Below are 12611 nucleotides of genomic sequence, written 5' to 3' on the forward strand. Positions count from 1 at the left end.
CGGCGCGTCGCCGGTGCCGCACACCGGCGACGGTGCGGGACGCGCGAACCATTCCGTCGTGCCTTTCGTGGCGATTCTGCCCTGCGCAGCGGAGACGGACGAACCGGAACCGGAGACTGCTGTGACGGACGTCCAGACACGGGAAGAGGAACACGAACGCCGGCATCTCGCCGGGACGATCGAACTGTTGTCCGCCGAGTTGGAAAAGCTCACCGGTGAGATCGACGCCGCCACCACCTCGATCGACGAGCGCAAGAAGCACCTGTGGGACAACCTGCGGGACATGGACTTCGCCGAGAAGGCGAACTACCGCGGCGCGGTGGACATGTCGGTGCGGCTGGCCGAACACGCGATGATGCTGCGCAAACGGGTCGAGCGGCTGTTGGACTCGCCGTACTTCGGGCGCGTCGACTTCCACACCTCCGGCGAGGACGGGGCGAAGACCCACTACATCGGCATCCACAACTTCTCGCACCCGGAGACCCAGGACGTCGTCATCCACGACTGGCGGGCGCCGGTGTCGAGCCTCTACTACGACTTCGAGTCGGGCGAAGCGCACTTCGCCACACCCCAGGGGACCACGCACGGCGAGATCACCGGCAAGCGCCAGTACAAGATCCGGGGTGGTCGCCTGGAGTACCTGTTCGACAGCACGGTGAACATCGACGACGAGATCCTGCAGCGCGAGCTCAGCCAGTCCGCCGACGACCGGATGAAAGACATCGTCGCCACGATCCAGCGGGAACAGAACGCCGTGATCCGCAACGAGACGGCGCGGGTGCTGATCCTGCAGGGCGTGGCGGGCTCCGGCAAGACCTCCATCGCGCTGCACCGGGTGGCGTTCCTGCTCTACCGCTTCAAGGACACCCTGTCCTCGGACAATGTCATGATCCTCTCGCCGAACAAGGTGTTCGGCGACTACATCGCCGACGTGTTGCCCGACCTTGGTGAGGACCACGTCGCCGAGATCGACTTCGAGCGGATCGCGGACAGGGTGCTCGGCACGGTCACCGGGTACCAGACGTTCAGCGAGCAGGTGGCCACACTGCTGGAGAACGTCGACGACGCGGCGGCCGAACGCATGCGCTACAAGGCCACCCCCGAGTTCGTCACCCTCCTCGATGACTGGATCACCGCGCAGACCGGGGAGTTCACCCCCACCGACATCGCCCAGAAGCACCGGCGCCTGTCGGCCGAGTGGGTCGCGGACATGTTCCACGAGTCGGCCTCGCTGCCGATTTTCACGCGGATCGACCACGTCGCCAACACCGCGGTCCACCAGCTGAAGAACGAGATCCGGGACAAGGGCGGCCGGTGGACCACCGCCGACACGAACAGCGTCCGCAAACAGGTCCGCGCCATGTTCCCGTACAAGGACCCGTTCGCGATGTACAAGGCCTTCTACAAGGCCGACCCCGCCCGCAGACGACTGTTCAAGCCGCTCGCCGCGAAGAAGATCGAGTACGCCGACGTCTTCCCGCTGATCTACACCATGCTGAGGACGTCCCGGCAGGAGAGCTTCAGCCACATCCGGCACCTGCTGGTGGACGAGATGCAGGACTACACGCCCGTCCAGTACGCGGTGCTGCGGGAGCTGTTCTCCTGCACGATGACGATCCTCGGCGACGCGAACCAGTCGGTGAACCCGTTCAGCTCGTCGTCGCCGGCCACGATCCACAGTATCTTCCCCGACGCCGACACCCTGGAGCTGTGCAAGAGCTACCGCTCCACGGCCGAGATCACCGAGTTCACGCAGAACATCTCCCGCAACGACAAGCTCGTCCCGGTGGCCCGGCACGGCATGCCCCCGCAGGTGCTGGCCTGCGCGGACGGCGCGGACGAGCGGGCACAGATCCTCGACCTCGTCGCGCAGCACCGCGCGGGGGAGAACCGCTCGCTCGGCATCGTCTGCAAGACGGTGCCCCGGGCGAAGGCACTCTACGAGGCGCTGTCCGCGGCCGGGGTCGAGCTGACCTTCCTCGACTACGACAGCACGGCCTTCAGCGCGGGCATCATCGTCACCTCGGCGCACATCGCCAAGGGGCTGGAGTTCGACGCCGTGATCGTCCCGGAGGTGGACGCGCGGAACTACGCGAACGAGATGGACAGGAGCATGCTCTACATCGCCTGCACGAGGGCCATGCACGAGCTGTATCTGACGCACGAGGGCGAGCTCTCCCCGCACCTGGCGTTCGCCAAGGAGGCCACCACCGGCGGCGCCTGAGCGATCATCGCCGCCCGGGTTCCCGTTCACCGTCGGCGTGGATGCCGGTGCGGGAGAGGATCTCGTCCACGGTCTGCTCCACGGTCCGCTCCGTGTTGTCGATCCAGAGTCCCTCGTTCGGGATCTGTCCCCGCATCGCTTCGTCGAGGAAGGACCAGTCCTCGACGAGTACCTTCTCCCGCCCACGGTTGCGCTCAGCGGCCACCGCGGGGTCCGGGGACAGCACGACGAGGTGCAGCGGCTGCACCCGCACCGAGTCGCGGTAGAAGTCCAGGTGCGGTTTCAGTACGACGACGTCGTCGATCACCGGCAGGACACCGGCGTCGGCGAAGCTGTCCGCGAGCAGCCCCGCGTTCCGGGCGCGGAGGAAGAGCTGCCGGTCGGCTTCCTCCTCCGGCTCCGGCCCCGGCCAGCGCCCGCCGGAGACGACGAACTCCTGCAGCCGGTCGACCTCGATGTGGGCGCCGAGCGTGAACCGCTTGGCGAGCGCGTCGGCGATGGTCGACTTGCCGCTGCCGGGAATGCCGGTGACCAGGAAAACGCCCGGAGCCGGCGTGCGGTCCACCGGAACGTACCCGAACTCCTGCACCGTGCGGCCCCCTCGAGATCGATGGCGGATCGCGGGCATTCTCGCGCACCCGGCCGTGCGGTGCACCCTCCGTCGCGTCGCAGGCGATCCGCTGGTGTTGCTCACCCGAGGTGGTCGTTGCGACCGCTGACCCAGGCGATGTAGCGCTCGGCGGAGCGGCGCACCGCGCCGTGGGCGTCGGCGGCCACCGTGGCGCCCTGCAGGCTGTGCAGGCGTTCGAACGGATACGGTTCGAGCGCGTCGACGATCCGCTGCACCAGCCCCGCCGACAGCGGGAGCCGGTTGGGGAAGCTGCGCAGGAAGGTGACCCAGCCCTTCCGGGCCACCGGCACGATGGCGTCCCCGGTGAGCAGCGTGCCCGCACCGTCGGAGCCGTGGCGCAGGTGGGCGACGGTGGATCCGGGGAAGTGCCCGCCCACCTCGACGAGCGTGACGCCGGGCAGCACCTCTTCCGTGCCGCGCCACTCCCGGAGGACGGGATCCTCGCGCCGTACCCACTCGCGGTCGGCGGCGTGCACCAGCACCGGGACGTCACCGAGCCGGTGGCTCCAGCTCACCTGACACCCGTACATGTGCGGGTGGCTGGCCACGATCACCGCCGCCCCGCCGAGCTTCTCGACCTCCTCGACCAGCGGCGGGTCGATGTGGTTGGGCGGATCCCACAGCAGGTTCCCCCGCGGCGTCTGCACCAGGTAGGTCCACTGGCCGATGCCGAAGGACGGGTCGCGGTTGAACCGGTGCAGGCCCGGTTCGAGCTGTTCGTGCACGGGCGTGGCCGCCTGATCGGCGAGCTCGGCCGGTGTCGTCCAGGACTGGCCGGACTCGGGCACCCACTGGCGCTCGTCGGCGCAGATTACGCAGTCGGACTCGGGCGGGCGTTCGGTGTCGGGGTGTTCGACCCCGCAGGTGGCGCAGATCCAGACGGTCATGCGTCGAGTGTGCGACCTTGAGCACGGTCGAGCTCAAGACACGGCCGGGTGATCGGCCGGGCTCGTGCCGCGAGAGGTGGCAGGTGCTCACACAGAGTCGGACATCGGCGGGACCGCCTGACGCTGCCGGACCCGCTCACAGAGTGGGTCCGATGGCGGCACGACGGCTCGAGACGAGACGACATCCGCCTCGGCAGGCAGGCACCGACGCGCGCGCCTACCGCATCGGAGTGAGCTTTCCGCCCCCTGTATGCCACCCTAGCCGCGGCAGTACCGCCTGCCCCGGAAGAGAGCGCTACAGCCGAAACGAGCGGAAGGACGCGGGAAGGATCGGGTTGAACAGGCTCACTCGCGATCGATTTTGGACTATATTCGCAGTGGCCTTGATGGCGCCTGCAGTCGTCCATTTGGTTGCCTTCGTCTTCGAACGGGAACGAACGAACATCGTTATCGGCGGTGTGGCACTGTTGATGGCGATCATCTGTTTTCTGATCGCGAGAGTCAGTAGAGCAGGTAAGGCGGATGGTCGCAGCGGGACGACTGACTCGGCCCCATGAATTTTTTTGTTGGATTGGTCGTCAGTCGTCCCGGGACGACCACACCGCAAGTTCTCCACCCGGCATGCAGACGATTCGCTCTCCTGCGGGGCCGGACAGCGTCCAGGACTCGAACGCTGGGTCCGGTTCGACGGACAAGCGGCTGTCGTCAGCGAATGTCAGGGAGAGGGAGTTCTGCGGGTCGGTTCGCACCATCACCACTGGCAGCCCCGTGAGCGCTGACAGTGCCTCATGACCAGCGCCAGGGTCCGTGCCCGGTGAGAGTCGAACGTCCTGACCGGCGGTGCGTACCGCGACATCGCTTTCGATGGCGAGGGTGTAGTTCCCGCTGAACGAGAGAGAAAGCGTGTAATTGTACTCATACGAGTTCATTGCCCTCCCGTTCAGTTCGTTGATATCCATCAGAAGCATCCATCTGGTGTGGGGTAGGAGCCCTCCGGCGCTCTCGATCCGACGCCTTCCGGTGCGGTAGCGAGGGAGGATCCCCCCATGTAAACCCCGGCGCCGCGGGTCCGGGTCAGGCCCGGCCGCCCGCGCCCCAGTAGAACGGTCCGGTGGTGGTGGCGGTGACCGTGATCCGCCAGCCCAGGTCGGTCAGTCGCCGCTGTAGCTCGGCGGGCTCGTGCGGGACCTTCACCGCCCGGTACGCGGTCCCGTCGTTGGTGCGTCGGCGCACGACGGGGGAGTCGTCCCCGTCGACGAGCTCGTCCGGGGTCCGATACCCGTCGTCGACGAAGAACACCCGGCCACCGGGGGTGAGGCAGTCGGCCACCAGCGTCCAGAAGGAGTCGAACAGCTCTTCCGGCACGTGGGAGATCCAGAAGCCGAAGAACACCACGTCGTAGCGGCGGTCGGGCGTGAAGTCGAAGATGTCCGAGTGGACGTACCGCACCCGCTCGGTGCCGTGCCGGTCGGCGGCGTGGGCGAGCATCTCCGGCGAGGAGTCGACGGCGGTGACCTCGGTGGCGTGCCGGAGCAGTCGGCCGGTCCAGGTACCGGGCCCGCAGGCGAGTTCGAGCACGCTCCCGGTGGGGCGGAACTCGTCCAGGGCGGTGATGACCTCGTCGCCGCCGGAGAACGGTAGGCGGTGATCGCCGTATTCCCGGGCCAGGGCGCGGTAATAGGTGATCTGCTCGTCGAGCAGTTGTCCGGTTACGTCGGATCCGTCCGCCGATCTCATGGGAAGGACCGAACCAGCCCCGGCACCCGGGCGCAAGCCGCCGATCGTCGGAACGCGGCGGGCGCTGCGCCGGGGCGCGGCCGGCGTCGGCACGCCGGTGGGGCCGTTGCCGTCGGAGGAGGATCCGGTGCTCTCAGGAAGTGTTGCCGAGCGCCCGGATGAGCTGGTCGACGGTGGGTGCGCCGGAGAGGCCGTCCGGTGTCGGGTAGACCCGGCAGGCCAGGCAGTCGGTCTCCGCCGCGGCGGGGAAGAGATCGTTCCCGTTCACGCGGATCGTGGGCGAGCCGGGCACCCGCAGGGCCCGGGCTTCCTCGTCCGTCTCGACGGCGCGGAGGGTGACCTGCGGGGCGGAGCGGCCCACGGCCGTCAGGGCCTCGTTGAGGCGTTCCCGCGCGAGTTGCCAGTTCGGGCAGCTGGCGAAGTAGAACAGCTCGACGTCCACGCGCCCATGATGCCTCCAACCGGGCGGCGGGGCCGGGACCGCCGGCGGGAGGTGCCGCACCTTCACCGCCGGCCGGTCCTGTATCGGCGCAGTGCTCACCCGAGGCTCAGAGGTCGAACTCGCCGTCCTTGACACCGGCGATGAAGGCCCGCCATTCGGAGGCGGTGTAGGTGATGGTGCCGTCGTCGGGGCGGTTGCTGTTGCGCACCTGGACACCCCCGTCGGCCGTCCGGCGGAACTCCACGCAGTTGTCGGTGTTGGCGCTGAAGCTCGATTTGCGCCATTCCCCAGCGATCTCGGGCATCCTCATGGTGTTGTCTCCTTGCCGTCGACGACGCGGGCGATGAGCGCTATGGACTCCTCGACGCTCATGGCCGTCTTGTGCACCTTATCCACCGCGCTCTGATACACCTCGACCTCGTCGGGTTCGTGCAGGAACAACCCTGAGATGCGGTTCTCCAGATGCACTACCGGACCACGGTCAGATGCTTCGGCGATGCTGAAGGGACCATCCAGACCGGGATGCCAATCGGATCGCGTCGGGATGATTCGAATCTCGATGTTCGGCCGCTTGGTCGTGTCGAGCAGGGCGTCGAGCTGGTCTGCCATCACCTCCGGCCCTCCGATCTCCGCGTGTAACACCGACTCTCCGAGGTATGCGACGAGCTGCGCCGGGTTTCGGCCTGTGATCGCCTCACGTCGGCCGAGCCGGACCGCTACGCGGGTATCGACTTCACCGGCGGGCACGTCGGCCGCGTGCATGATGGCTCTGGCGTAGTCGCCGGTCTGTAACAGCCCAGGAATCAGCAGGGTCGATACCGTTGTGATCCGTGTGGCTGTGCGCTCGACTTCGAGTAGCCCCGCGAGTTGCCGTTGTTGTTCGGGCATCCCGACCGACAACCAGTGTGGCCCGTCCGCGTCGCGTGCGAGATCGATGAGCTGCTGCCTGACCTCGGCTGAGGCTCCGACCTTGGCCGCGTAGGCGGAGACGTCTTCCGGAAGCGGCGAGCGTTGGCCGGTTTCCCACCGCGAGATCGTGGCGTGCGGGGTCTCCAACATCGCGGCGAGTTCCCGGACGCCGAGCTTGGCGGCCTGGCGCGCCTTGCGAAGTTCTGCCCCGAGCGCCCGTGCTTTCGGCGTGGTACCAGCCATGCACCACAGCATACGTAGGTGCCGCGTTTCCTATGGGTAGCCCGTTCGGTGCATTGACCCAGGTGACACTAACTGTCACTGTCGGTGCTGTACCACTGGTACCGCTGGTACCAATTGCACAGGTGGAGGGCCGATGAGAGTTGTCCGATGCGACAAGCGAGCAGCGGCGATACCGCCCGATACGTGGGTCACGCGGGGTGGGGAGCAGCATCGTGCGGTGGGCTGGACCTGGAGCGAGGCCGGTGGCGCGGCGGTGGTCACCGCATGCGGACGCATCTCCCCACTGGCCGAGGTGGCTCCCGATCCGCACGCCACGCCGTGTCGGGGGTGCCGGTGATGCGGCGGTGGCAGTGGCAGCAGGCCGGCGGCAGGCGGCACGCCTACGACGCCGAGACCACCCGGCCGCAGGTCGGAGACCCGCTGCCGGTGCTGTGCGGCCACGACGTCGTGCCCGGCGAGGCCGATCTCCTCGGCAAGTGGCTGGAACCCACCTGCTGGGCGTGCGACCGCGAGGTCCGGGTGCGGGAGAACTTCCCCGCCGCCGAGATCCCACCCCTGCCCGAGCCGTCGTCCGCGCCCGAAGCCCCGTCTCCGAGGACTCTCGATGTGTCACCCCGACCGCCCCACCCCCGCGGGCCCCACTGAGACCACCCTGCGGCTGCCGCCGCTGCACGCCGCGGACACCACCGTGCTGCACCGCATCTCCGACCTCTGGCCCGCCACCGACCCGGATGCCGAGCGGGCCCGCGCCCGGCAGGCCCTACGGCGGACCGAGGCCCCCGGCATGGACGTGCTGCGTCGCGTGCTCTCCGGACTGCGGGCGCTCCCGCCACGGCCGTGCGCCCTCTGTGCCGCCGAACCGGTGGCCCGTCCGGACCAGCCGTACGACACCGTCGACGGCCGCTTCTGCGGTGGTTGCATCCAACGGTGCCTCGACGACTGCAGCCGCAACCACTGGTGCCCCGTCGACGCACTCGGCTCGGCAGAACTCTGAGCTGCCGACCCGCGGAGACCGGGACACCCCGCTCGTGTGCGTCAGCAGTGCGGCGTCGGCAGCGGTGGCCGAGGCCGTCGACGAAACTGATCCGTGATCGACACGGCCTTCGCGGAAAAGTACGGTGAGTCCACCGAATCCGACGTCGAGACGCTGAGACCGAAAGGCGAGTGGTGGCGAACCTTGGTGTGGCCACGGTGTGGGAGGAATTCACCGTGCCACACCGGCTCCTGTCGGAGGTTTTCGGCGGCTCGGTGAGCGTCGGTTCGTGAGTCGTAACCATTCCGCCCGCCGGGCGACGTGTGTGCAAGGGGAGTCTGTGCTGTATTCCTGTGCGGATTCGCGGAGCGAGGCGGCATTGTTGCCGACTCTCGGTGCCGGACACACGCGCCTGCCGGGCGGCGAGGGGGGAGAAGTATGAGCATCGTGCCGCACTACCGCACCATCCAGGAACTTCTGCAGTCGCGATCCTTCGCGATCGACGAGTACCAGCGGGAGTACAAGTGGGAGCGTGCGAACCTCGAAGAGCTGGTCACCGACCTGCAGAACAAGTTCGCGTCGGACTACCGCTCCGACCACACACCGCAGGACGTCAGTCGTTACGGTGACTACTTCCTCGGGTCGATCATCGTCACCCAGCGGGACAACAAGAGTTACCTGGTCGACGGGCAGCAGCGTGTCACGTCGCTGACGTTGCTCCTGATTTATCTGTATCGCCATGCGCACGAACGCGGCCTCGGGGTGGCCACGACGGTCGGGTTCCTGATCTTCTCCGACTCCCTCGGCGAGAAGAAATTCAACCTCGACATTCCCGAACGCGTGCCCGTCCTCCGGGCGCTGTTCAACGGCGAGGACTACGACGCCGCGGGCGAGGACGAGTCGGTCCGGGCCATCAAGGCCCGCTACGACGATCTGGTCTCGATCGACCTTGCCGGTGAGCTCGGCGACGGGCTGGAGCCGTTCCTCTACTGGCTGATGCACAAAGTCGGACTGATCGAGATCGCGACCGAGACCGACTCGCACGCCTACGCGATCTTCGAGACGATGAACGACCGGGGCAAGCCGCTGAGCCCGGTCGACATGCTCAAGGCCTACCTGCTCGGGGCGATCTCCGACTCCACCGATCGGGCCCACGCCAACCGGGTCTGGAAGAAGACCGTCTCCGAACTCGTCTCCTGGGAACCCGCCCCGGACGCCGAACGGGACGCGACCTTCGTCAAGGCGTGGCTGCGCGCCCGCTACGCCGAGTCGATCCGGGAACGTCGTGCCGGTGCAGTGGACCGCGACTGGGAACTCATCGGGTCCACGTTCCACCGCTGGGTCCGGGACAACGCCGTGCGGGTCGGCGTCGGCGACGCGGCGAAGAACCGCGCGCTGATGACCGACGAGATGCCGTTCTTCAAGCGCGCCTACCTGAAGGTGCTGGCCGCAAGTCAGCACTACACCCCCGGGCTCGAACCCGTGTTCTACAACGCGCACAACGACTTCACCTGGCAGGGCACCGTACTGCTTGCGCCGCTCAACGTCGGTGACGACGACGAGACGGTGCGCCGCAAGCTCGCCGCCACGGCGACCTACCTCGACATCTGGGTCATGCGCCGGGCCGTCAACTACATCCGGGTCGGCTATTCCAGCGTCAGCTACGCCATGTGGGCGCTGTGCCGGGAGATCCGAGGCCTGGCCCTGCCGGAACTGATCGACACGCTGCGCGCGAAGCTGGCGCAGGACGAGACGGACGTGTCGTTCGAGGGAAGCAGCAGCCGGGGTAGGTACGGCATCCCGGACCTGGGCGTGAACCAGTTCAGCAAGCGCTACATCTACCACCTGCTGGCCCGACTGACCGCCTACACCGCACTGGAGTCCGGACAACCGGACCCGTTCGGCGAACTCGTGGACCGGAGCCTGAAGAACCCCTGGGACATCGAGCACATCTGGGCCGACGACCACGAGCGTTACGCCGACGAGTGTCCCACCCGGGAGGAGTTCGACCGTTACCGCGACCACGTCGCCGGGTTGGTGCTCCTGCCCGCCGACGTCAACCGGAGCTATCAGGACAGGCCGTTCGAGGAGAAGGCACCGCACTACGCGAAACAGAACCTCTACGCCGCCAGCCTGACCGCGGCGACGTACGAGCACCAGCCGCAGTTCACCGCCTTCCTGGCCCGGGAGGGCCTGCCGTTCCGGCCCTACGACCGCTTCGGCAAGGCCGAACACGCCGAGCGCACCGAACTGGTGCGGGCCCTGGTCCACCGAGTCTGGGACCCCGAGCGTCTCGAGCAGTACCGCCCCTGAAGATAAGCATTATGAGCCAACTCCTCCGAATGCTTATAACACCAGGTAGCCGCACATGAGGAGGGACGTCGTCGCCACGATGTTGAGAGCCGGAGGGTGAGCTCCGCGAGGCGATCCACCGTACTACCGCGAAACGGCCCCGACCGGGAGAGCGTCTGTTCCGGGCGGGAGCCCGGTTCACCCGCCGACCCGTGTCGGGCACCGTTGCGCGGTCGCGCCTCCCGCTACACCTCAGGTAGGTCCTTGTCGGTGTACTCGCCGGGTGGGGTGGCGTCGGCGTCCGGGTGCAGTTCGTCCTCGCGGCCGCGGAGTTCGACGCGGCGGATCTTGCCGGAGATGGTCTTCGGCAGTTCGGCGAATTCGAGCCTGCGGATGCGCTTGTACGGGGCGAGGTGTTCGCGGGCGAACCGGAGGATGGACAGCGCGGTCTCCCGGTCGGCCGCGTGCCCGGCGGCCACCGTGATGTAGGCCTTCGGCACGGCCAGCCGCACCGGGTCGGGGGACGGCACGACGGCCGCCTCGGCGACCGCCTCGTGCTCGATCAGCACGCTCTCCAGCTCGAACGGGCTGATCCGGTAGTCGCTGGCCTTGAACACGTCGTCGGCGCGGCCGACGTAGGTGAGGTAGCCGTCGCTGTCGCGGCTGCCGATGTCGCCGGTGTGGTAGTAGCCGTCGCGCATCACCTCGGCGGTGCGGTCCTCGTCGTCGCGGTAGCCGACCATCAGGCCGAGCGGGCGGGCCGCGAGGTCGAGACAGATCTCGCCCTCGTCGCCCGGGGTGCCGGTGGCCGGGTCGACGAGCGCCACGGTGAACCCGGGCAGCGGCCTGCCCATCGACCCGGGCTTGACCTTCTGGCCCGGGGTGTTGGCGATCTGCACGGTGGTCTCGGTCTGGCCGAAGCCGTCGCGGATGGTGATCCCCCAGGCGCGGCGGACCTGCTCGATGATCTCGGGGTTCAGCGGCTCCCCGGCGCCCACCACCTTCGCCGGCGGGGTCCTCAGCGTGGTCAGGTCGGCCTGGATCAGCATCCGCCACACCGTCGGCGGGGCGCAGAAACTCGTCACCCCGCACCGCTGCATGTGGCCGAGCAGCGCGTCGGCGTCGAAGCGGCTGTAGTTGTAGAGGAACACGCACGCGCCCGCGTTCCACGGGGCGAACACGTTGCTCCAGGCGTGCTTGGCCCAGCCGGGCGAGGAGATGTTCAGGTGCACGTCCCCGGGCTCCAGCCCGATCCAGTACATCGTGGACAGATGCCCCACCGGGTAGGTGGCGTGGGTGTGCTCCACCAGCTTCGGCGCCGCGGTGGTGCCGGAGGTGAAGTACAGCAGCAGCGTGTCGTCGGCCCGGGTCGCCCCGTCCGGGGTGAACGCGGCGTCGGCGGAGGCGGAGTCGGCGTAGTCGAGCCAGCCGTCCACGGGGCCGCCCACGGCGATGCGGGTGTAGTCGCCGGGCACGTCGGCGAACTTCGCGGCGTCCTCGGCGCGGGCGACGACGTGCCGCACGGCGCCGCGGCGCACCCGGTCGGCCAAATCCGCGGGCGCCAGCAGCGTCGAGGCGGGGATCAGCACCGCGCCCAGCTTCATCGCCGCCAGGATCGTCTCCCACAGCTCCACCTGATTACCCAGCATCAGGATCACGCGGTCGCCGCGGCGCACCCCCTGCGCGCGCAGCCAGTTCGCCACCCGGTCGGAGCGTTCGGCCATCCCGGCGAAGGTCACCTTCGTCTCGGTGCCGTCCTGCTCCACGATCCACAGCGCCGGGCTCGTCGCGAAGGCCGGGTCGGCGGCCAGGCGGTCGAACCAGTCCAACGCCCAGTTGAACTCGTCCAGCTCCGGCCAGGCGAACTCGGCGGCGGCGCTGTCGTAGTCCTCCCGGTACCGGAGCAGCAGCTCCCGGGCGGCGAGGAAGGCGTCCCGCGAGCGCTGCGAGGTCGAGGTCATCGAAGGCACTCCCTTGTGACGTTCGGCTGGGTGGGTGTGCGCCGGGGCACAGCCGTCATGGTCGTGCCCGGCCGGAGGCGGCGCTACCCCCGAGGGGGTAGTGACCGGCGTTACCATGCGGCCACCAGGAACGACCGTTTCGAGGGTGGCGAGGATGCGGACCCACGGCGACGACGCCCGGGCCGGTGACGGCGGGCTGTTCCGCTCCGCCCTGGCGTCCGTGCGGCGGCACACCGGTGTCGACATCGCGTTCGGCGGCCCGGTCGCCGACGGCACGCTGCGCCTGGCGGAGTTCCACGGCGCGCGCACCCG

The 12611-nt window shown here is 68.4% G+C and carries 12 protein-coding genes; 4 read left to right on the forward strand and 8 right to left on the reverse strand.

The window, feature by feature from the left end; all coding sequences use genetic code 11:
* Positions 1-121: 121 nt before the first annotated feature.
* Positions 122-2224 (forward strand): HelD family protein, encoded by a 2103-nt coding sequence (locus tag ACTIR_RS21055; RefSeq protein ID WP_034237732.1) that lies wholly within the window; start codon positions 122-124, stop codon positions 2222-2224.
* Between the two features lie 4 nt (positions 2225-2228).
* On the opposite strand, the gene ACTIR_RS0101220 is transcribed toward ACTIR_RS21055, so the two are convergent.
* The 7 genes from ACTIR_RS0101220 to ACTIR_RS0101250 form a co-directional block, all read right to left on the reverse strand.
* On the reverse strand, positions 2229-2813 hold the full coding sequence (locus tag ACTIR_RS0101220) for an AAA family ATPase (protein WP_034237734.1): 585 nt from the start codon (positions 2811-2813) through the stop codon (positions 2229-2231).
* Positions 2814-2914: 101 nt separating this feature from the next.
* Positions 2915-3742, reverse strand: a complete 828-nt coding sequence (locus ACTIR_RS0101225) for an MBL fold metallo-hydrolase (RefSeq protein ID WP_026452925.1) — start codon at positions 3740-3742, stop codon at positions 2915-2917.
* 578 nt (positions 3743-4320) lie between these two features.
* Positions 4321-4701, reverse strand: a complete 381-nt coding sequence (locus ACTIR_RS0101230; RefSeq protein WP_026452926.1) for a DUF6188 family protein — start codon at positions 4699-4701, stop codon at positions 4321-4323.
* Between the two features lie 115 nt (positions 4702-4816).
* Positions 4817-5479 carry a class I SAM-dependent methyltransferase gene (locus tag ACTIR_RS0101235; protein ID WP_026452927.1) on the reverse strand — a complete coding sequence of 221 codons (663 nt, stop codon included), beginning with the start codon at positions 5477-5479 and terminating at the stop codon, positions 4817-4819.
* 133 nt (positions 5480-5612) lie between these two features.
* Positions 5613-5921, reverse strand: coding sequence for a DF family (seleno)protein (locus ACTIR_RS0101240; RefSeq protein ID WP_026452928.1), 309 nt, complete (start codon positions 5919-5921; stop codon positions 5613-5615).
* 106 nt (positions 5922-6027) lie between these two features.
* The gene (locus tag ACTIR_RS0101245; protein WP_019808809.1) at positions 6028-6225 is read right to left on the reverse strand and encodes a DUF397 domain-containing protein; all 198 of its coding nucleotides are present in this window, start codon (positions 6223-6225) and stop codon (positions 6028-6030) included.
* Between the two features lie 2 nt (positions 6226-6227).
* The gene (locus tag ACTIR_RS0101250; RefSeq protein WP_026452930.1) at positions 6228-7073 is read right to left on the reverse strand and encodes a helix-turn-helix domain-containing protein; all 846 of its coding nucleotides are present in this window, start codon (positions 7071-7073) and stop codon (positions 6228-6230) included.
* 336 nt (positions 7074-7409) lie between these two features.
* Here ACTIR_RS0101250 and ACTIR_RS21060 point away from each other — a divergent pair, with 336 nt between their 5' ends.
* From ACTIR_RS21060 to ACTIR_RS0101270, 3 genes are all read left to right on the forward strand, one after another.
* The gene (locus ACTIR_RS21060; protein ID WP_084789276.1) at positions 7410-7718 is read left to right on the forward strand and encodes a zinc finger protein; all 309 of its coding nucleotides are present in this window, start codon (positions 7410-7412) and stop codon (positions 7716-7718) included.
* Entirely contained in the window at positions 7678-8067 is a 390-nt protein-coding gene (locus tag ACTIR_RS0101260) for a hypothetical protein (protein WP_233345795.1), read from the forward strand. Before ACTIR_RS21060 ends, ACTIR_RS0101260 begins: the two co-directional genes overlap by 41 nt.
* 417 nt (positions 8068-8484) lie before the next feature.
* The gene (locus tag ACTIR_RS0101270; protein ID WP_026452932.1) at positions 8485-10359 is read left to right on the forward strand and encodes a DUF262 domain-containing protein; all 1875 of its coding nucleotides are present in this window, start codon (positions 8485-8487) and stop codon (positions 10357-10359) included.
* Between the two features lie 224 nt (positions 10360-10583).
* Here ACTIR_RS0101270 and ACTIR_RS0101275 read toward each other — a convergent pair whose 3' ends face one another.
* Positions 10584-12299 (reverse strand): AMP-binding protein, encoded by a 1716-nt coding sequence (locus tag ACTIR_RS0101275; RefSeq protein WP_026452933.1) that lies wholly within the window; start codon positions 12297-12299, stop codon positions 10584-10586.
* Between the last annotated feature and the right edge of the window lie 312 nt (positions 12300-12611).

Source organism: Saccharomonospora iraqiensis subsp. iraqiensis (genome assembly GCF_000430445.1).
GTDB lineage: Bacteria > Actinomycetota > Actinomycetes > Mycobacteriales > Pseudonocardiaceae > Saccharomonospora > Saccharomonospora iraqiensis.

What these genes read in the sequence shown, in the direction of transcription:
- ACTIR_RS0101225 (WP_026452925.1), bottom strand. Translation starts at nt 3,742, where the DNA reads ATGACCGTCTGGATCTGCGCCACCTGCGGGGTCGAACACCCCGACACC.
- ACTIR_RS0101230 (WP_026452926.1), bottom strand. Translation starts at nt 4,701, where the DNA reads ATGGATATCAACGAACTGAACGGGAGGGCAATGAACTCGTATGAGTAC.
- ACTIR_RS0101235 (WP_026452927.1), bottom strand. Translation starts at nt 5,479, where the DNA reads ATGAGATCGGCGGACGGATCCGACGTAACCGGACAACTGCTCGACGAG.
- ACTIR_RS0101245 (WP_019808809.1), bottom strand. Translation starts at nt 6,225, where the DNA reads ATGCCCGAGATCGCTGGGGAATGGCGCAAATCGAGCTTCAGCGCCAAC.
- ACTIR_RS0101250 (WP_026452930.1), bottom strand. Translation starts at nt 7,073, where the DNA reads ATGGCTGGTACCACGCCGAAAGCACGGGCGCTCGGGGCAGAACTTCGC.
- ACTIR_RS21060 (WP_084789276.1), top strand. Translation starts at nt 7,410, where the DNA reads ATGCGGCGGTGGCAGTGGCAGCAGGCCGGCGGCAGGCGGCACGCCTAC.
- ACTIR_RS0101260 (WP_233345795.1), top strand. Translation starts at nt 7,678, where the DNA reads ATGTGTCACCCCGACCGCCCCACCCCCGCGGGCCCCACTGAGACCACC.
- ACTIR_RS0101270 (WP_026452932.1), top strand. Translation starts at nt 8,485, where the DNA reads ATGAGCATCGTGCCGCACTACCGCACCATCCAGGAACTTCTGCAGTCG.
- ACTIR_RS0101275 (WP_026452933.1), bottom strand. Translation starts at nt 12,299, where the DNA reads ATGACCTCGACCTCGCAGCGCTCGCGGGACGCCTTCCTCGCCGCCCGG.